Below are 18,334 nucleotides of genomic sequence, written 5' to 3'. Positions count from 1 at the left end.
CTTCGATCTTCTGCCGGAATACAATCTCATGGATCGGGCCATGCGGCACCTCTGGTCGACGGGCCTCGACGCCCCGGATCACCACCTGGCTCATGTCGCACCGCCCGGTCGGTCGGCCATATCCCTCTGATGGGGGGCCGGGGTGGCCGGGGCGGGGGATCGGCATCCCCTCGCGCCGGCGGCGGCGCGCTGACGGCGGCGGATTTCGTGCTGTAGCCTCGGTCGGCTCAGGGCCGCAGCGCCGCCAGCACCAGGTCGGTCATATGGGCCAGGCGGTCGGCGCGGGCCTGCGGCTCGAACAGGTCGCGGTCGAAGATGACGCCCAGCGTCCAGCGGTTCGAGACGTAGAAATAGGCCAGGCCGGCGATCGAGATGTAGAGCTGCACCGGGTCGATCCCGGGCCGGAACGCGCCGGCGGCGACGCCGCGGCCCAGCACCTCGCCGATCATCTCGACGAAGGGCGAGTGCAGCGGCCGGACATTGGGCGACTGCTTCAGGTGCCGGGCCTGGTACAGGTTCTCCTGGTTCAGCATGGTCAGGAATTCCGGGTGCTCCAGGAAATAGCTCCAGGTGAACTCGACCAGCCGGGCGATGGCGGCATCCGGCGCCAGGCTCTCCAGGTTCAGCGCGCGCTCGGCGGTGCGGATGCGGGCATAGGTCGCCTCCAGCACCGCCAGGTACAGCGTCTCCTTGTTGCCGACATGGTAGTACAGCATGCGCTTGTTGGCGCCGGCGGCCGCGGCGATGCGGTCGATCCGGGCGCCGCCGAAGCCGTGCCGGGTGAACTCGGCCAGCGCCGCGTCCAGGATGCGCCGGCGCATGCCCTCCGGGTCGCGCTGCCAGCGCACCCGCATCCTGCCCTCGGTGCTCTCGATCCGGTCCAAGGTGTCGCCCCTGCTGCCTTGTCCATTTGCCCGCACCCGGCGGGCGGGCGAAAGCGAAAACCGAGGCGCCGCGACCTCGACAGGAGCCGCCGGCTGGCGCAATTTGCCTGTCGATCCGAACCCGGCCCAGGGAGGCGCAGATGGTCAGCCCGCTCGCAGGAAAGCCCGTCGATCCGTCTGTCCTCGTCAACCTGCCGCGGCTGGTGACCGCCTATTTCACGACCAGGCCCGATCCGGCGAACCCGGCGCAGCGCGTCGCCTTCGGCACCTCGGGCCATCGCGGCACGGCCTTCGCCGGCAGCTTCAACGAGGACCACATCCTCGCCATCACCCAGGCGATCTGCCTGTACCGCAAGCGCGCCGGGATCGACGGGCCGCTGTTCATCGGCATCGACAGCCACGCTTTGTCCGAGCCGGCGCTGGCCAGCGCGCTGGAGGTGCTGGCGGCGAACGGCGTCGAGACCATGATCGACCGCGACGGCGGCTACACGCCGACGCCGGTGATCTCGCACGCCATCCTGACCTACAACCGTGGCCGGACCGCGGGGCTGGCGGACGGCATCGTCGTCACCCCGTCGCACAACCCGCCGGAGGATGGCGGCTTCAAGTACAACCCGCCGAATGGCGGGCCGGCCGACACCGAGGTGACGGGCTGGATCGAGCGCACCGCCAACGAGCTGATCGGCAAGGGCCTGGACGGGGTGCAGCGCGTACCCTTGGCGCGGGCGCTGAAGGCCGCGACCACGCATCGCCACAACTACATCGACGGTTATGTCGGCGACCTCGGCAGCGTGGTCGACCTCGAGGCGATCCGGTCCTCCGGCGTCAGGATCGGCATCGACCCGCTGGGCGGCGCCGCGGTGGCCTACTGGAAGCCGCTGATCGACCGCTACGGCATCGCCGCGACCGTGGTCAGCGACCTGGTCGACCCGACCTTCCGCTTCATGACCGCGGATTGGGACGGCAAGATCCGCATGGACTGCTCCTCGCCCTACGCCATGACCCGGCTGCTGGGCTTGCGGGAAAAATTCGACGTCGCCTTCGCCAACGACACCGACGCCGACCGCCACGGCATCGTCACCCGCACCGCCGGGCTGATGAACCCGAACCACTTCCTGGCGGCGTCGATCGCCTATCTGTTCCAGCACCGCAAGGGCTGGCGGGCGGACAGTGCGGTCGGCAAGACGCTGGTCAGCAGCAGCATGATCGACCGGGTCGCGGCCAAGCTCGGCCGCCGGCTGCTGGAGGTGCCGGTCGGCTTCAAATGGTTCGTCGAGGGGCTGAGCGACGGGTCGGTCGGCTTCGGCGGCGAGGAGAGCGCCGGCGCCTCCTTCCTGCGCCAGGACGGCACGGTGTGGACCACTGACAAGGACGGCCTCATCCTCGGCCTGCTGGCGGCGGAGATCACCGCCGTCACCGGCCGCGACCCGAGCGAGCTGTACACCGGGCTGACGCAGGAGCTGGGCACGTCCTGGTACGCCCGCGCCGACGCGCCGGCCAGCAGCCAGCAGAAGCAGGTGTTCAAGACCCTGACGCCGGAGGGGCTCGGCGCCACCCAACTCGGCGGCGACCCGGTGACCGAGACGCTGACCAAGGCGCCCGGCAACGGCCAGCCCTTCGGCGGCATCAAGGTGGCGACGGCGAATGGCTGGTTCGCGGCCCGGCCCTCGGGCACCGAGGAGGTCTACAAGATCTACGCCGAGAGCTTCCGCAGCGAGGATCATCTGCGGCAGGTGCAGGACGACGCCAAGGCCCTGATCGGCCGCGCCTTCGAGGCAGCGGCAGGGTAGGGGTAGCGGCCCTCACCTTCGCGCATGGGCGAGTCGCGGCCTCTTCTGGTCTCGCGGCCGCGCTTTCGGCTATGGTGCCGGCCGTTCTCGCGGAAGCCGGCACCATGACCGTATCCGATCCCCTGACCATCGCCCTGCCCAAGGGCCGCATCCTTGACGAGCTGCGCCCGCTGATGGCGCAGGCCGGCCTGGAGCCGGAGCCGGCCTTCGACGATCCGCGCCATCGCGGCCTGTCCTTCGCCACCAACCATCCGCATATCCGGCTGATCCGGGTGCGGTCCTTCGACGTCGCCACCTTCGTCGCCTTCGGCGCGGCGCAGCTGGGCGTCGCCGGGAACGACGTGCTGATGGAGTTCGACTATCCCGAGCTCTACGCCCCGCTCGACCTCGGTATCGGCGCCTGCCGCCTGGCGGTGGCCGAGCCGGTGGACCTGGCCGAGACCGACGATCCGCGGCGCTGGAGCCATATCCGCGTCGCCACCAAATATCCGGCCGTGACCCGCCGCCACTTCGCCGCCCGCGGGGTGCAGGCCGAGTGCATCAAGCTGAACGGAGCGATGGAGCTGGCGCCGACGCTGGGCCTGTGCCGCCGCATCGTCGACCTGGTCTCGTCGGGCTCGACGCTGAAGGCGAACGGGCTGCGCGAGATCGAGCACATCGCCGACGTCACATCGCGGCTGATCGTCAACCGCGCCGCCTTCAAGACCCGGCCGGAGGAGATCGCCGGCTGGGTCGACCGCTTCCGGAACGCCGTCCATGCCGCTGCGTCTTGATGCCCGCTCGCCCGGCTTCGCCGAGGAATTCGAGGCCTTCGTCTCCGCCCGCCGCGGCGCCCATGCCGACGTCGCCGGTGTGGTCGCGACCATCATCGCCGAGACCCGGGCGCGCGGCGACGCGGCGCTGATCGCCTTCACCGAGCGCTTCGACCGGGTGCGGCTGACGCCCGAGACGCTGCGGATCAGCGCCGACGAGATCGCCGCGGCCCGGGCACAGGTCGATGTCGAGACCTATGCGGCGCTGGACCTGGCGGCGCGGCGGATCGAGTCCTTCCATGCGAAGACCGTTCTGCCCAGCCTGTCCTATGTCGATGAGGACGGCATCGGCCTCGGCGCCCGCTGGACCCCGATCGATGCGGTCGGCATCTACGTGCCGGGCGGCCTCGCCAACTATCCAAGCTCCGTCCTGATGAACGCGATCCCGGCCCGGGTGGCGGGGGTCGGCCGCATCGCCATGGCGGTGCCGGCGCCGGACGGGGTGCTGAACCCGCTGGTGCTGGCCGCGGCCGAGCGGGCCGGGGTGACCGAGATCTGGCGCGTCGGCGGCGCCCAGGCGGTGGCGGCCCTGGCCTACGGCACCGCCAGCATCCGCCCGGTCGACAAGATCACCGGACCGGGCAACGCCTATGTCGCCGAGGCCAAGCGCCAGGTCTTCGGCGCCGTCGGCATCGACATGATCGCCGGCCCGTCCGAGATCCTGGTGGTGGCCGATGCCGGCAACGACCCGGAGTGGATCGCGGTCGACCTCTTGTCCCAGGCCGAGCACGACACCCACGCCCAGTCGGTGCTGATCACCGACGACGCGGCTTTCGCCGATGCGGTGACCGCGGCGGTCGACCGGGTGCTGGCGCGGCTGCCCAAGGCCGAGATCGCCGGCGCCAGCTGGCGCGACCAGGGCGGCGTGATCGTGGTCGGATCGCTGGACGACGCCCCGGCGCTGATCGACCGGCTGGCGCCGGAGCATCTGGAACTGGCGGTCGCCGATCCCGATCGCATTGCCGACCGGGTCCGCCATGCCGGGGCGATCTTCCTCGGCCGCCATGCGCCGGAGGCCGTCGGCGACTACGTCGCCGGCCCCAACCCTGTGCTGGCGACGGCGCGCAGCGCCCGCTTCGCCAGGGGCCTCAGCGTGTTCGACTTCGTCAAGCGCACGACGCTGGTGCGCTGCGACGCCGGGGGGCTGGCCCGGATCGGACCGGCGGCGGTGCGGCTGGCCCGGGCCGAGGGGCTGGAGGCGCATGCGCTGTCGATCGCCCAGCGGCTGAAGGGATGAGCGGCGGCGCCGGCGACGCGGAGGAGGGGCGTCTCGTCGAGATCGTGATCGACGAGAGCGCCGCCGTCCGCCGGTCGCCGGAGGTGGCGCATGAGCGCCGGGTCGCGATCCACGACCTGATCGAGCAGAACAGCTTCCGCCTGGTCCAGGGCCCGGCCGGCCCCTACCGCCTGCGCCTGCGCATGGAGGAGAACCGGCTGATCTTCGAGATCACCAGCGGGGCGGAGGGCGAGCCCGAGAGGGTGGCGCTGCCGGTGCAGCCCTTCCGCCGGATCATCAAGGATTATTTCCTGGTCTGCGAGACCTACTACGCCGCGATCAGGACCGCGCCGCCGTCGAAGATCGAGGCGATCGACATGGGCCGGCGCGGGCTGCACGACGAGGGCTCGGTCATGCTCGGCGAACGGCTGGCTGACCGGATCGAGATCGACCACCAGACGGCGCGGCGGCTGTTCACGCTGCTCTGCGTCCTGCAGATCCGCGGGTGAGCGATGGCGGGGCCGACCAGCGTCCTCTTCGCCTGCACCCAGAACGCGATCCGCTCGGCCATGGCCGAGGCGATCCTGAAGCATGTGGCGGGGTCGCGCATCTTCGTCGACAGCGTCGGGGTGCGGCCGGACGAGCTCGACCCCTTCGCCGTGGCGGTGATGAAGGAGATCGGCATCGACCTCAGCCGCCACCGGCCGAAGGGCTTCGACGACCTCGAGGACGACAATTTCGACCTGGTGATCTCGCTGTCGCCCGAGGCCCAGCACCGGGCGGTGGAGATGACCCGCACCACCGCCTGCGACCTGGAATTCTGGAACACCTTCGACCCGACCGCGATCGAGGGCAACCGCGAGACCCGGCTGGCCGCCTTCCGCCAGGTGCGCGACCTGCTGCTGTCCCGCATCCGCGAGCGCTTCGGCGATCGGGCGAAGGAGCGGGCGTGACGATTGCCTCGCTGGCGCCGGTGAATGGCCGAACCGCGGCACGAAACCGAACAAATTTCTTGACCCGACAAGTCCGGTCGCCCACTTCTTGGGCGGATTCTCAACATGGCGAGTTTGGATGGCCAAGGAAGATTTGATCGAGTTCTCGGGCACCGTGACCGAGCTGCTCCCGAATGCGATGTTCCGGGTGAAGCTCGACAACGACCACGAAGTTCTCGCGCACACCTCGGGCAAGATGCGCAAGAACCGCATCCGGGTGTTGGCGGGTGACCGGGTCAATGTCGAGATGACCCCCTACGACCTGACCAAGGGTCGCATCACCTTCCGCTTCAAGTAACTGCCGTGCCCGGTCAGGGCACGGCCGACGTGCTTGTTCTCGCCTCGGCCTCGCCGAGGCGTCTCGATTTGTTGCGCCAGATCGGCATCGTGCCGGACCAGATCCTGCCCGCTGATCTCGACGAAACCCCGCTGAAGCGCGAGTTGCCGGGCCCGCACGCCCGGCGCCTGGCCCAGGCCAAGGCCGAGGCGATTCGGGCCCGGGCGCCTGACGCCTACATCCTGGCGGCCGACACCGTGGTCGGCTGCGGCCGGAGGATCCTGCCCAAGGCCGAGACCGATTCCGAGCTGCGGCAGTGCCTGGAGCTGCTGTCCGGCCGGCGCCATCGCGTCCATGGCGGCGTCTGCCTGATCGCGCCCGACGGCACCATGCGCCAGCGGCTGGTGCAGAGCAGCGTGATCTTCAAGCGCCTGACCCCGGCCGAGATCGACGCCTATGTCGCCTCGGGCGAGGGCCGCGGCAAGGCCGGCGGCTACGCCATCCAGGGGCGGGCGGCGGCGCTGATCCGCGCCATCGAGGGCTCCTATTCCAACATTGTCGGCCTGCCGCTGTTCGAGACTTCGCAGCTGCTCGGCGGCGCGGGCTACCGCTGGTGAAGACGGTCGAGATTACCGAGTCGGACGGCGTGCTGCTGGCCGGCGTGGTGATCGACGGCCGCCTGACCGACCTTGCGGCCGAGCGCCTGTCGCGGCCCAGCCTGGCCGGCGCGGTGGTGCTGGCCCGGGTCGAGCGGGTCGACCGCGTTTCCGCCGCCGCCTTCCTCGACATCGGCACCGGTCGCAGCGCCTTCCTGCCGCTGCGCGGGCCGGAGGCGGAGTCGCTGCGCGCCGGCGCGCCGGTGATCGTCCAGATCGTCACCGACCCCCGGGGCGAGAAGGGGGCGGAGGCCACGCGGGACGTGGCGCTGCCCGGTGCCGGTCTGATCCATCTGCCGTTCTCGTCGGCCGTGGCGGTGTCGAGCCGGCTCGGGCCCGCGGCGAAGCGGGAGTGGCAGCAGCGGCTCAAGGGCGGCTGGATCGTGCGCGCCGCCTCCACCGGCATGGCGGTCGATGCGGTGCTGGACGAGGCGACGCGGCTGGCGCGGCGCTGGGAGGCGATCGCCGACCGCGCCGAGGCCACGCGGGCCCCGGCGCTGCTGGAGCCGGCGCCGGGCGCCGCCCGCCGGCTGATCCTGGATCATCCCGACGCCGCCCGCATCGTCATCGACGGCGCCGCCCTGCTGCCGCCGCTGCAGCGCTGGGCCATGGCGGCAGTGCCTGACCTCGCGCCCCGCATCGCCGCCGGCGCGGCGCCCCTGGGTGACGCGCTGGACACGCTGCTGAGCCCGACCGTGGCGCTGCCCTCCGGTGGCAGCATCACCATCGAGACGACGCGGGCGCTGACCGCGATCGACGTCGATGGCGGCCGCGCGCCCGACCATGTCCGCGCCAACCGCGAGGCGGCGGCGGAGATCGCCCGGCAGCTGCGGCTGCGCAACATCGGCGGCACGGTGGTGGTCGATTTCATCTCGATGCGCCGCGGCGGCGACCGCGCGGCGCTGCTGAACGCCTTCCGCGGCGCGCTGGCCGACGACCCGCTGCGGGTGCAACTCAGCGACTCCCTGTCGCCGCTGGGCCTGGCCGAGCTGGCGCGCGAGCGGCGCGGCCAGGCCCTGGCCGACGTCGTCCATGGCTGAGAGACCGTCTGCAAATGCTACTGGCGCGGCCGTCTGACGGCGGACTCGAAGCTTCCGGTGCTCACGGATTCAAACGTCCGCTGCGCGCCGGTTCTCGAAACCACCACCAGCCGACTCACGCCAGCGCATTTCCAAACGGTCTCTGAGCCCTTGCAGGCTTGAAGCCGAGCGCCAAAAACCCGATTCTGAGAGCCATGACCACGACCACAGAGACCAAGGGGCGCTGCCCGATCTGCCGCAAGCCGACGGTGCAGCAATACCGTCCGTTCTGCTCGCGCCGCTGCGCCGACATCGATCTCGGCCATTGGTTTTCCGAGGCTTACACGGTTCCGGCGAAGCCCGAGGACGAGGCCGAAGAAACATTGCAGCCGGATGAAGATCAGCGCTAGACAGCCGGCGTCCGGTTTCCTATAAGCACGGCCTCCGCACCGCGGAGCCAACGGCGCCCAGGTAGCTCAGTTGGTAGAGCAGGGGATTGAAAATCCCCGTGTCGGCGGTTCGACTCCGTCCCTGGGCACCATTCTCTCTTTGTCATCAAGGCCATCGCGATCGCAGCCGCGACGGCGGTCCGGCGCCTACGTCCCCGGCGACGGCGCGAAGAAGCAGCGGATCGCGTGGGTGGATTTGCGGCAGACCCAGTACTCGCCATCCTCGCTGCTCTGGGCCTTGAAGCGTGGCACGAATTCGCCGGTCGAGCGGATCCGGTAGCCGTCGCTGCTCTCCTCGATATCCGCGCGCGGCCAGGCCGAGCAGTCCTGGTCGCCGCAGCAATGGTTGACGGTGCCGTATTCCAGGTAGCGGCCGCGGCTGATCCAGCTGTCATGCGCCGACGCCGTCGCGGGCCAGAGGCATGTGACCGCAATCGCCCATGCCGGCGCGCGCCGGTACCGCTGCCGCTGGCCCATCCGGACCCCTCCATCCGCCGATCAGCGGACCCACCGGAATCAAGATAGGCCGAAGCGGACGCCGGCCGCTACTCCGCCGGCGCCCCGGCGGCCACCCGCCGCGGCCGCTCCAGGTCGGGCAGGAAGACGGTCAGCAGCCCGATCAGCGGCAGGAAGGCGCAGAGGCGGTAGACGAAGCCGATGCTGGTCAGGTCCGCGACCTCGCCCAGCACCGCGGCGCCGATGCCGCCCATGCCGAAGGCGAAGCCGAAGAACAGCCCGGCGATCGTGCCCGTTTTCCCCGGCACCAGCTCCTGCGCATAGACCACGATGGCGGAGAAGGCCGAGGCCAGGATCAGGCCGATGATGATGCTGAGGATCACGGTGCCGGTCAGCCCGACATAGGGCATGGCCATGGTGAAGGGCAGCACGCCGAGGATCGACCCCCAGATCACGTATTTCCGGCCGAAGCGGTCGCCGATCGGGCCGCCCGCCACCGTGCCGACGGCGACGGCGCCGAGGAAGATGAACAGGTGGATCTGCGCCTGCTGCACCGACACGCCGAAGGTCTGGATCAGGTAAAAGGTGAAGTAGCTCGTCAGGCTGGCCAGGTAGACGTATTTCGAGAACACCAGCATGCCGAGGATGCCGAGCGACAGCCCGACCTTGCCGCGCGACAGGTCGATGGCGGGCGCGGCGGGCCGGCGCGGCTTGGCCGCCTGGCTGCGCCGGTGCCGCTGGTACCAGGCGCCGACGCCGGTCAGCACCAGGATGGCGAGCAGGGCGGCGGCGGAGAACCAGCCGATGCTGGCCTGGCCGCGCGGCAGCACGATGAAGGCGGCGAGCAGCGGCCCGATCGCCGAGCCGATATTGCCGCCGACCTGGAACACCGACTGCGCCAGCCCGTGCCGCCCGCCCGAGGCCAGCCGGGCGATGCGCGAGGATTCCGGATGGAAGACGGCGGAGCCCATGCCGACCAGGGCCGCGCCCAGCAGCAGCAGCGGGAAGGTCGGGGCCACCGAGAGGACGACGAGGCCGACCAGGGTGAAGCCCATGCCGAGCGGCAGCGAATAGGGCTGCGGCTTGCGGTCGGTGTAGAGGCCGATCGCCGGCTGCAGGATCGAGGCGGTGAGATTGAACACCAGGGTGATGAGCCCGACCTGGCCGAAATCGAGGCCGAAATCCGAGGCCAGCATCGGATACAGCGCCGGCAGCAGCGACTGCATCATGTCGTTCAGCAGATGGCTGAAGCTGATCGCGGCCAGGATGGTAAAGACGGTGCCGTCGGCTTTGGGCCTGCGGCCCAGGATCTCGCTCGTCATTCCCGATGGTCCCGATGGCCGCTGAGCAGCCACCCACAGAGGCGCCCGGAGGCGGGAGTGCCTCCGGTTCGGGCAAAGATACGCCTTTCGCCATGCCCTGCTTTCGTGGTTTGGTCTTTTATCTTCGAGAGTGGGCCATGGTCCGCAACGCACCCCCGCCCGAGTTCGAGGCCACGCCCCGCCCGGTCGTCGCCATCGGCAACGACTATCCGGCGAACTACGCGATCCTGCCGCACCGGCACCGGCGGTCGCAGCTGCTGTACGGCAGCAACGGCGTGCTCCTGGTGCGGACCGAGCAGGGACGCTGGGTGGTGCCGCCGGAGCGCGCCGTGTGGATCCCGGGCGGCATCACCCATGACGTGCAGCCGATCGGCGCGGTCAGCATGCGCAGCGTCTATGTCGAGGCCGACGCCGTCCCCGGCCTGCCGGCGGAATGCCGGGTGGTCGGCGTCTCGCCGCTGATGCGCAGCCTGCTGATCGAGGCGGTCGACCTGCCGGTGGAATACGACCTCGACGGCCGCGACGGGCTGGTCATGGCGCTGATCCTGCAGGAGATCGCGCGGATGCCGGTGCTGCCGCTGAACCTGCCGCTGCCGGGCCATGCGGCGCTGGCGGCGCGCTGCCGGCGGTTCCTGGAGGGGCCGACGCCGCACGACACGATCGACGACTGGTGCGGCGCGCTGGGCATGAGCCGCCGCGCCTTCACCCGGTTGTTCCGGCAGGAGACCGGATTGAGCCTCTCCGCCTGGCGGCAGCAGGCCTGCCTGTTCGCGGCCCTGCCGCGGCTGGCGGCGGGCGAGGGGGTGACGACCGTGGCCCTCGATCTCGGCTACGACAGCGCCGCCGCCTTCACCACCATGTTCAAGCGCCTGCTGGGCGCGCCGCCGAGCCGCTATTTCGCGGCGGGCGAGGGCGGCACCTCGGGCCCGAGCCCGTAGGAGGTGACGCGCAGCGCCTCGTGGATGTCGGGGATCGCCGCCTCCGCCGCCGCATAGCCCAGGTCGATCAGCTCCGCCGCCCGGTCGAACTCGGCGGCGCCGATATGGCCGAGCCTTGGGTCGATCGCCACGTCCGGCGGCTCCGCCGCCAGGCGGGTGCGGCCCATGCGGTCGAGGATGATGTTGAGCGAGGCCATCATCACCCCGAACAGGCTCGGCATGTCCGGGTCGCGCCGGAACAGCTTGCGGGCGACGCCGTTGATGCCGCCCAGCAGGGTGCCGCCGGGCATCAGCTCGAGGATGTCGAAGCCGGCGATGCGGGCATAGCCGCCCTCGGGCACCCGGGTCCGGCCCATGATGTCGCCGTTGAGGTTGACCGCGATCACCACCTCGGCCCCGAGCGCGCGGCAGACCGAGACCGGCACCGGGTTGACCAGGGCCCCGTCGACCAGCATGTGGCGGCCGATGCGCCGCGGCGGGAACACGCCGGGCAGGGAATAGGAGGCCTGGATCACCTCCGACACGCGGCCCTCGCGCAGGCAGACCTCGTGCCCGGTGAACAGGTCGACGCAGACGGCGCCGAAGGGCACGCCGAGATCCTCGACCCGCAGATCGCCGAAGCTCTGGTCCAGCAGGCGTCCCAGCTTGCGGCCGCTGATCAGGGCGGGCAGGCCGAGGCCGAAATCGAGATAGGAGACCATGCGCTGCCGGTTCAGCCCGCGGGCCCAGGATTCGAGCACGTCGAGCCGGCCGGAGAGATGGGCGGCGCCGGCCAGGGCGCCGACCGAGGTGCCGCACACCACCTGCGGCTTGATACCGGCGGCGTCGAGCGCCCGCAGCACGCCGATATGGGCCCAGCCGCGGGCGATGCCGCCGCCGAGCGTCAGGCCCAGGACCGGCGGGGCCGTGCCGCCGGAATCCATGATCATGAAACCCGCCGGATGCGGCCGTCGACCTTCGGCGCCACGGTCTTCATCGCGGTGACGTAGTCCATCACCACCGTCGCCATCAGCCGCGCGGCCGAGGCGTCGATCAGCACCTTGCCCTTGGTGAAGGCGGCGTAGCCGTCGCCGCCGCCGGCCATGTAGTCGTTGGTGGCGACGCGGTAGACCGCGGCATCGTCCAGCGGCTTGCCGTCGACCGTGACCGAGACCACACGGCTGCCGGGCGGCTTGGCCGGGTCCCAGACGAAGGCGAGGCCGGAGACCTGCGGGAAGCGGCCGGCGACGGCCTCGACCTGGGACACGCCGTTCTCCAGCGCCGCGCGGATCTCGGCGCCGGTCAGCTCCAGCAGCACCGCGACATTGCCGAAGGGCAGCTCGGCCAGGATGTCCTTGCGGGTCAGCTGGGTGCCGGCGGCGACCAGCCGGTCGCCGCGGATGCCGCCGCCGTTGATGATGGCGATCTGCGCGCCGGAGACGCCCCAGCGCAGCCCGTCGGCGATCAGGTCGCCCATCGTCGTCTCCTCGGTGCGGACGGCGCCGCGCTGGCTGTCCAGCTCGACCGAGGTGGTGCCGATGACGATGCCGAGCGCGTCGTCCAGCGCCTTGTTGAAGGCGTCGACCTTGCCCTGGATCTCCGGGTCCGGCTCGACCCCCGCGGTCGGGCGCACCTCCCAGCTCGGCAGCACCGCGATCACCGGCCCGTCCTTGGTGTCGCGGGCCGAGATCTCCAGCTCGACCACGCCGAGATAATGCGAATCATAGCCGGCTTTGAAGATCAGGACGTTGTTCTCGTAGAACATGATCGGGTCGTGGTCGTGCCCGCCCAGCACCAGGTGCAGGCCCTTCACCGACTGCGCCAGCTGCCGGTCCTGGGCGATGCCGAGATGGGTCAGCGCCACCAGGATGTTGGCGCCCTCGGCCTTCAGCGCCTCGACCGCCTGCTTCGCGGTGGTGATGATGTCGGGGAAGCCGATGTCAGGCCCGGGGCTCGACAGCACCGCCGTGTCCGGCGTCAGGATGCCGAGGAAGCCCACGGTGTAGTCGCCGACCTTGCGGGTGGCGGTGGCGACGCCGCCGCCGAAGGGCTTGCCGTCCTTGCCCAGGACATTGGCGCCGAGCCAGGGGAATTTCGATTCGCCGATCCGCTGCGACGCCAGCTCCGGCCCGTAGTCGAACTCATGGTTGCCCCAGACCGCGTAGTCGACGCCGACGGCGTTGAACAGATCGATCATCTGCGAGCCCTTGGTCAGGCCCGACATCACCGAGGGCGACAGCGTGTCGCCGCCGAAGGTGGTGATGCTGTGCGGGTTCTCGGCCCGGGCCTGCTTCAGCAGGGTGGCGAGCTGGCCGAAGCCACCCTGGCCGCGCACCGGGCCGATCTCGTAGACGTCGTTGACGTGCAGGAAGGTCAGGCGCAGCGGGGCCGCCGCCGCCCATCCGGGCAGCGGCGCGGCGGCGAAGACGGTGGCGAGCATGACCTGGCGGCGCGACGGGCCCTGCATGGCTGGATCTCCCTCCGGATGGTGGTGCCAGAATGGACCGGCCGGCGGCCCGATGTCATCCTCCGCGGCGTTGCGAAGCGGTGACAAGTGAGCGGATCGGATGACCCAGGACAGCCTCTACCATCCGGCCACCGCCGACACCGCCCGCACCGTGCCGAGCTATTGGGAGGCGACGGCCGGCCCGGCGCCGGAGGGCTGTGCCCCGCTGGCCGGCGACGAGGCCTGCGACGTCGCCGTGATCGGCGGCGGCTACACCGGCCTGTCGGCGGCGCTGCACCTGGCCCGCGACCTCGGCGTCGACGTCCGGGTGCTGGAGGCGGGGCCGATCGGCTGGGGCGCCTCCGGCCGCAACGGCGGCTTCAACTGCGTCGGCGCCGCCAAGCTGTCCGGCCCGGCGATGCTGCAGCGGGTCGGCCGCGACGGGGTGCGGCGCTACTACGCCGCCCAGGTCGAGGCGACCGAGCTGGTGGCGGCGCTGGCGAAGGACGAGGGCATCGATCTCGACCGCCAGGGCGACGGCGTCATCAGCATCGCCCACAAGCCCAGCCGGATGCGCGAGCTGGAGGAGGATGCGCGCTGGGACCGCGAGGTCTCCGGCCTGACCTCGACGCTGTGGAGCCGGGACGAGCTGCGCGAGCGCGGCCATGCTGGGCCGGAGGCGCATGGCGCCCTGCATCACGCCGCCGGCTTCGGCCTGCATCCCTTGAAGTACCATCGCGGCCTGACCCGTGCCGCCCTGGCCCGTGGCGCGAAGATCCACGACCGCAGCCGCGTCACCGGCTGGCAGCGGGAGAGCGGCGGGCACCAGCTGGTCACCGCCGGCGGGTCGCTGCGGGCGAAGCGGGTGCTGATCGCCACCAACGGCTACACCACCGACGGGCTGCATCCGTATCTGGCCGGCACCTTCCTGCCGGCCCTGTCCAACATCGTCGTCACCCGGCCGCTGACCGAGGCGGAGCGGCAGGCCCAGGGCTGGACCACCGGGACGCCGCTGTCCGACACCCGCAACCTGCTGTTCTACTTCCGGCTGCTCACGGACGGCCGGCTGCTGCTCGGCGCCCGCGGCGGCACCTGGGGCAGCCCGGAAGCGTCGGCCAGCTACCGGCGCTGGCTGGAAGGCCGGATCGGCATCGCCTATCCTGCCTGGCGCGGCGTCGAGACCACCCATTTCTGGTCCGGCCTGGTCTGCCTGTCGGCCAATCTGACGCCGATGCTGGGGCAGGTGCCGGACGATCCGGGCGTGTGGTACGCGCTGGCCTATCACGGCAACGGCGTGGCCAGCGCCGGCTGGGCCGGCCGCGCCGTCGCCCATGCCATGACCGGCAGCCCGGTGCCGGGCGTCGGCATCCCGGCCCTGATGGCGACGCCGCCGACCCGCTTCCCGCTCGGCGCGCACCGGCGCTGGCTGCTGAAGGCCGCCTATCTCAAGTTCATGGTCCAGGATCTTCTCTAACATGTGCTCCTCCCTCGTCATGGCGAGCCCCGAAGGGGCGTGGCCATCCAGGGCCGCTCGCATTGGCCCCTGGGATGGCCACGTCGGCTTCGCCTCCTCGCCATGACGGGTGAATATGTGGGCCGCCGATGCAAAGCCCCGACCCTGACGCCGGGGCCGCCCCGCATTCTCGGCATTTGGCCGTCCGCCGGCCGGACCGTAGCCTTCCTGCGGATTGGACTGGGGGAGCGACGCCGTGAAGATCCTGACGCTGCAGAACAACGACCGCACCCCCTCGGGCGTGATCGGCGATGCCATCGCGGAGGCGGGCGGGGTCGAGGATACTCGGTTCCCGGAGCATGGTGACGCCGTGCCGGCCGACGCATCCGGCCATGACGGGCTGCTGGTGCTGGGCGGCGTCCAGTTTGCGGGCGACGATGTCGCTCATCCCTATCTGCCGGCCGAGATTGCTGCGATCCGCGCCTTCGCTGATGCCGGCAAGCCGGTGCTGGGCATCTGCCTCGGCGCCCAGTTGCTGGCCCGCGCCCTGGGCGGGATGGTGCACCGTCACCACACGGCGGAGGTCGGCTTCACTGCGATCGATGCGACCGAAGCGGCCGGGGCCGACCCGCTGCTGCGCGGCCTCGGCCCCCTGCCGCGGCTGATGCACTGGCACCACGACACCTTCGAACTGCCGCAGGGCGCGACGCTGCTGGCGACCAACGCGGTGTGCACCAATCAGGCCTTCACCGCCGGCCCGGGCCTGTACGGGCTGCAGTTCCATCTCGAGGTCACAGCCGGGATCGTCGAGGGCTGGGTCGACGCCTTCTCGGAATGGACGCGGGACCGGCACCCGGAGTTCTTCGCCGCCTATCGCGACCAACTGGCGAACGACCTGCCCGCCTCGGTCGGGTTCGCCCGCCGGCTCGGGCTGCGCTGGATGGAGATGGTCCGGACGGCGCGGTCGGAGGCCCAGCGGGCGGCCTGACGAGGCCTACAACCGCCGGGGCCATTTCCGCGCCCCGTGCATGACGCGGAGAATCGTCACCGCATCCGCCTCGATGCGATAGGCGACAACATAGGGGGTGCGGTTGATCACCAGCTCCCGCGTGTTTCGCACGCGTCCGGGTCGGCCCATCCGGGGATGCTCGGCCAGCATCGCAACGTGTAGCTCGACCGTTTCCAGAACGCCGACGGCCGCGGCGGGATCGTCGATGTCGATGTAGTCGGCGATGTCGAGAAGATCCTCCCGGGCAGTCGCGCGCCAGTCAACGCGCACGCCCGGCCGCCTTGGCGATCCGCGCCTGCAGGCGCGCCTTCACATCGGCCATGACCCGATCATGGGGGATGCTCGGGCGCGGATCGTCGATCGCCGCTTGCACCTGGGCGCGGAACCAGGCGTCATAATCAGGCTCCGGTTTCTGATGTTCTTCGACATAGGCCCGCATGAAATCCCGGATGACCTGCGCGGCCGGCCGGTCGGCCGCCTCGGCGGCCGCCCTGAAGGCGGCCTTCAGGTCGGCCGACACACGGAAATTGAAGTTCTCTTCCTTTGGATGGCTGCTGGTCCGGGGCATGGAGTCACCTTCCGATGTCGTGAGAGGCGATGATAATGTGTAGACATCGTCGATGCAATTTGCCGGGCAGCTTGACGGGTTGGCCAGGGAGCGGGCGATGACCTTCGACGATGTCTGCGCCCTCGCTTCGGTCTGGCCCGGCGTCGAACGGTCGACCTCCTACGGCACGCCGGCGCTGAAGGTGAAGGGCAAGCTGCTGACCCGGCTGCGCGAGGACGGCGAGACGCTGGTGGTGCTGGGCGTCGGCTTCGACGAGCGCGAGATGCTGATCGAGGCCGAGCCCGAGGTGTTCCACTTCACCCCGCATTACCAGGACTGGCCGATCGTGCTGATGCACCTGGCCAAGGCCAACGCGGATGCGGTCGAGGCCCTGCTGCTCCGGCGCTGGCGCACGGTGGCGCCGAAGCGGGTGGTCAAGGAGTTCGATCTGGCGAAGGGGTGATCCGCAAGTGTCAGATTCAGCTTTTCAGCTTGCGGGTTAGAGGGTTAAGTCGACCTTTTATTGTCATTATCGGGCTTGACCCGGCAATCCAGAAGATGTCGACAGTCTCTGGATGCCCGGGTCAAGCCCGGGCATGACAGTATTAAAATGATCGGATTTGCCCAAACTCACATGTTGGTTGTTTTTCCTCGACCGAGCGGCTCGCGCCTGATCAGCCGCGCCCCAGCAGCATCCGGCGCAGCACGCCGTCGCGCAGCGCGTAGTGGTGGATCAACGCCGCGGCGGCGTGCAGCCCGGCCAGGACGATGATGGTCCAGGCGACGGTATTGTGCAGGTTGCCGATCGTGTCCGCCAGGTCGTGGTCCGGGGCGAAGGCCGCCGGCACGTCGAACAGGCCGAAGAACCGGAACGGCTCGCCCTGCGCCCAGCGGAACAGGAAGCCCAGCACCACCTGTGCCGCCAGCAGCAGGTACAGCGCGTGATGCGCCGCCTTGGCCGCCAGGTGCTGCAGGCCGGTCGTCGCCGGCGGCAGGCGGCGGCCCTGGGTGCCGCGCCAGAGCAGCCGCGCAATCAGCACCACAGTCAGCAGGATGCCGAGGGAGATATGGAGCGATTGGCCGGCCTTGCGGATGTCGCGCGAGACGAAGCCCCAGCCCTCGGCCAGCAGGAAGAGCGTGACCACCAGCCCGGCCGTCAGCCAGTGCAGCAGGATGGTCGCCCGGTCGTAGCGGCTCTGGTCGGTCGGGGCCGCGGTCATGGCGGCCGGCTGGATCGTCATCTCGATGCTCGTGGCTGTGTTGACAGTGGCCCCTGGGGCCTCGGCCTGTTCGCCAATACAGCCAGCCGAGATACGATCAATAAGTAAGACAATTCGACGCATCGCTGCGGTGCGTCATAGCCGCGCCATCAGCATGGCGAAGCGGGTCAGGCCCTCCGGCCAGGGGCCGTGGCCGCTGGCGCCGTCGAGGCCGCCGGCGTCGCCGGCATCGACGAACTGGCTGCCCCAGGCCGCCGCGAGGTCGTCGGCCACGGCCAGGGCGCAGCGCGGATCGCTGGCGCTGGCGACCAGCAGGGACGGGAAGGGCAGCGGGTCGCGCGGCACGTCCTCGTAGCCGGGCGCGCCGGCCGGGTCCGCCGGCGCCACCAGCAGCGCCCCGGCCACACGGCCGTTCAGCCGCGCGGCGGTGAAGGCGACGGCCAGCACGCCCAGCCCATGGGCGATCAGCACCACTGGCTTGTCGGCGGAATCGACCGCGGCGACCAGGGCCTCGACCCGGCTGTCCCGGTCCGCCGGATCATCGGCGCTGCCGACCCAGCGCGCGGTCTTGAGCCGCGACTGCCAGCGCGACTGCCAATGGCTCTCGTCCGGCGAGGCCAGGCCGGGGACCATGAGGATATGGGCGTCGGAGGATTTCATGGGCGCGTTCGACGTAGGTTGGGTTCGCATTCGCGAACCCAACATTGCGATGATGGTGTTGGGTTCGCTGTCGCGAGCCCACCCTACGGTGTGCCGAGCATGATCGACAGCTTGGAGGTGGAAGTCCTCTGTCCAGCCTGATGGCGGTGAAGGACTAGCGAAGCGCAAGGGCGTCGCCGTGAGGCGGGGTCTGAAGGAAGCGTGGAGCA

At 70.5% G+C, this 18,334-nt stretch carries 22 protein-coding genes and 1 tRNA gene; 14 read left to right on the top strand and 9 right to left on the bottom strand.

The window, feature by feature from the left end; genetic code table 11:
• Positions 1 to 227: 227 nt before the first annotated feature.
• The gene (locus tag ACTOWL_RS30360) at positions 228 to 884 is read right to left on the bottom strand and encodes a TetR family transcriptional regulator (RefSeq protein ID WP_441325022.1); all 657 of its coding nucleotides are present in this window, start codon (positions 882 to 884) and stop codon (positions 228 to 230) included.
• 140 nt (positions 885 to 1,024) lie between these two features.
• Here ACTOWL_RS30360 and pgm point away from each other — a divergent pair, with 140 nt between their 5' ends.
• The 10 genes from pgm to ACTOWL_RS30310 all read left to right on the top strand — a co-directional run bounded on the left by pgm (position 1,025) and on the right by ACTOWL_RS30310 (position 8,187).
• Positions 1,025 to 2,674: a phosphoglucomutase (alpha-D-glucose-1,6-bisphosphate-dependent) gene (gene pgm, locus ACTOWL_RS30355; protein ID WP_441325021.1), complete on the top strand. Its 1,650-nt coding sequence runs from the start codon at positions 1,025 to 1,027 to the stop codon at positions 2,672 to 2,674.
• 104 nt (positions 2,675 to 2,778) lie between these two features.
• On the top strand, positions 2,779 to 3,447 hold the full coding sequence (hisG, locus tag ACTOWL_RS30350) for an ATP phosphoribosyltransferase (RefSeq protein ID WP_441325020.1): 669 nt from the start codon (positions 2,779 to 2,781) through the stop codon (positions 3,445 to 3,447).
• Positions 3,431 to 4,723 carry a histidinol dehydrogenase gene (hisD, locus tag ACTOWL_RS30345; protein WP_441325019.1) on the top strand — a complete coding sequence of 431 codons (1,293 nt, stop codon included), beginning with the start codon at positions 3,431 to 3,433 and terminating at the stop codon, positions 4,721 to 4,723. The genes hisG and hisD overlap by 17 nt, the downstream gene beginning before the upstream one ends.
• A complete protein-coding gene (locus ACTOWL_RS30340) occupies positions 4,720 to 5,211 on the top strand; it encodes a UPF0262 family protein (protein ID WP_441325018.1) in 492 nt (163 codons plus the stop codon). Before hisD ends, ACTOWL_RS30340 begins: the two co-directional genes overlap by 4 nt.
• A gap of 3 nt (positions 5,212 to 5,214) precedes the next feature.
• Positions 5,215 to 5,655: an arsenate reductase ArsC gene (locus tag ACTOWL_RS30335; protein ID WP_441325017.1), complete on the top strand. Its 441-nt coding sequence runs from the start codon at positions 5,215 to 5,217 to the stop codon at positions 5,653 to 5,655.
• A gap of 118 nt (positions 5,656 to 5,773) precedes the next feature.
• Positions 5,774 to 5,992, top strand: coding sequence for a translation initiation factor IF-1 (gene infA / locus ACTOWL_RS30330; protein ID WP_026870679.1), 219 nt, complete (start codon positions 5,774 to 5,776; stop codon positions 5,990 to 5,992).
• A 5-nt stretch (positions 5,993 to 5,997) separates the two neighbouring features.
• Positions 5,998 to 6,588: a Maf family protein gene (locus tag ACTOWL_RS30325; protein WP_441325016.1), complete on the top strand. Its 591-nt coding sequence runs from the start codon at positions 5,998 to 6,000 to the stop codon at positions 6,586 to 6,588.
• Positions 6,585 to 7,667, top strand: coding sequence for a ribonuclease E/G (locus ACTOWL_RS30320; RefSeq protein WP_441325015.1), 1,083 nt, complete (start codon positions 6,585 to 6,587; stop codon positions 7,665 to 7,667). Before ACTOWL_RS30325 ends, ACTOWL_RS30320 begins: the two co-directional genes overlap by 4 nt.
• Before the next feature lie 194 nt (positions 7,668 to 7,861).
• Entirely contained in the window at positions 7,862 to 8,056 is a 195-nt protein-coding gene (locus ACTOWL_RS30315; RefSeq protein WP_441325014.1) for a DNA gyrase inhibitor YacG, read from the top strand.
• Between the two features lie 55 nt (positions 8,057 to 8,111).
• Positions 8,112 to 8,187, top strand: a tRNA-Phe gene (locus ACTOWL_RS30310).
• Between the two features lie 55 nt (positions 8,188 to 8,242).
• On the opposite strand, the gene ACTOWL_RS30305 is transcribed toward ACTOWL_RS30310, so the two are convergent.
• The gene (locus ACTOWL_RS30305; protein WP_441325013.1) at positions 8,243 to 8,572 is read right to left on the bottom strand and encodes a hypothetical protein; all 330 of its coding nucleotides are present in this window, start codon (positions 8,570 to 8,572) and stop codon (positions 8,243 to 8,245) included.
• 68 nt (positions 8,573 to 8,640) lie between these two features.
• On the bottom strand, positions 8,641 to 9,873 hold the full coding sequence (locus ACTOWL_RS30300; protein WP_441325012.1) for an MFS transporter: 1,233 nt from the start codon (positions 9,871 to 9,873) through the stop codon (positions 8,641 to 8,643).
• 137 nt (positions 9,874 to 10,010) lie between these two features.
• Between ACTOWL_RS30300 and ACTOWL_RS30295 the strand changes: the two genes are divergently transcribed.
• Positions 10,011 to 10,811 carry an AraC family transcriptional regulator gene (locus ACTOWL_RS30295; RefSeq protein ID WP_441325011.1) on the top strand — a complete coding sequence of 267 codons (801 nt, stop codon included), beginning with the start codon at positions 10,011 to 10,013 and terminating at the stop codon, positions 10,809 to 10,811.
• Here ACTOWL_RS30295 and ACTOWL_RS30290 read toward each other — a convergent pair.
• Together ACTOWL_RS30290 and ACTOWL_RS30285 are read right to left on the bottom strand one after the other, a co-directional pair.
• A complete protein-coding gene (locus ACTOWL_RS30290; protein WP_441325010.1) occupies positions 10,766 to 11,740 on the bottom strand; it encodes a patatin-like phospholipase family protein in 975 nt (324 codons plus the stop codon). The two genes, ACTOWL_RS30295 and ACTOWL_RS30290, sit on opposite strands and share 46 nt — an antisense overlap.
• Positions 11,737 to 13,257, bottom strand: coding sequence for a bifunctional metallophosphatase/5'-nucleotidase (locus ACTOWL_RS30285; RefSeq protein ID WP_441325009.1), 1,521 nt, complete (start codon positions 13,255 to 13,257; stop codon positions 11,737 to 11,739). Before ACTOWL_RS30285 ends, ACTOWL_RS30290 begins: the two co-directional genes overlap by 4 nt.
• Before the next feature lie 100 nt (positions 13,258 to 13,357).
• Here ACTOWL_RS30285 and ACTOWL_RS30280 point away from each other — a divergent pair, with 100 nt between their 5' ends.
• Positions 13,358 to 14,710 (top strand): NAD(P)/FAD-dependent oxidoreductase, encoded by a 1,353-nt coding sequence (locus tag ACTOWL_RS30280; RefSeq protein ID WP_441325008.1) that lies wholly within the window; start codon positions 13,358 to 13,360, stop codon positions 14,708 to 14,710.
• 235 nt (positions 14,711 to 14,945) lie between these two features.
• Entirely contained in the window at positions 14,946 to 15,677 is a 732-nt protein-coding gene (locus ACTOWL_RS30275) for a type 1 glutamine amidotransferase (protein WP_441325007.1), read from the top strand.
• Positions 15,678 to 15,683: 6 nt separating this feature from the next.
• Here ACTOWL_RS30275 and ACTOWL_RS30270 read toward each other — a convergent pair whose 3' ends face one another.
• Both ACTOWL_RS30270 and relB read right to left on the bottom strand, forming a co-directional pair.
• The gene (locus ACTOWL_RS30270) at positions 15,684 to 15,968 is read right to left on the bottom strand and encodes a type II toxin-antitoxin system RelE/ParE family toxin (RefSeq protein ID WP_441325006.1); all 285 of its coding nucleotides are present in this window, start codon (positions 15,966 to 15,968) and stop codon (positions 15,684 to 15,686) included.
• A complete protein-coding gene (relB, locus tag ACTOWL_RS30265; RefSeq protein WP_441325005.1) occupies positions 15,958 to 16,266 on the bottom strand; it encodes a type II toxin-antitoxin system RelB family antitoxin in 309 nt (102 codons plus the stop codon). Before relB ends, ACTOWL_RS30270 begins: the two co-directional genes overlap by 11 nt.
• A 97-nt stretch (positions 16,267 to 16,363) precedes the next feature.
• Between relB and ACTOWL_RS30260 the strand changes: the two genes are divergently transcribed.
• Positions 16,364 to 16,708, top strand: coding sequence for an MmcQ/YjbR family DNA-binding protein (locus ACTOWL_RS30260; RefSeq protein ID WP_441325004.1), 345 nt, complete (start codon positions 16,364 to 16,366; stop codon positions 16,706 to 16,708).
• A gap of 211 nt (positions 16,709 to 16,919) precedes the next feature.
• Here ACTOWL_RS30260 and ACTOWL_RS30255 read toward each other — a convergent pair whose 3' ends face one another.
• Complete coding sequence (locus tag ACTOWL_RS30255; RefSeq protein ID WP_441325003.1) at positions 16,920 to 17,486, bottom strand: cytochrome b; 567 nt, start codon at positions 17,484 to 17,486, stop codon at positions 16,920 to 16,922.
• 114 nt (positions 17,487 to 17,600) lie between these two features.
• A complete protein-coding gene (locus tag ACTOWL_RS30250) occupies positions 17,601 to 18,125 on the bottom strand; it encodes an RBBP9/YdeN family alpha/beta hydrolase (RefSeq protein WP_441325002.1) in 525 nt (174 codons plus the stop codon).
• Positions 18,126 to 18,334: the final 209 nt, after the last annotated feature.

The sequence above is a fragment of the Inquilinus sp. CA228 genome (genome assembly GCF_052078665.1).
Lineage (GTDB): Bacteria > Pseudomonadota > Alphaproteobacteria > DSM-16000 > Inquilinaceae > Inquilinus.
This window is presented reverse-complemented; position numbering and strand designations above follow the sequence as displayed.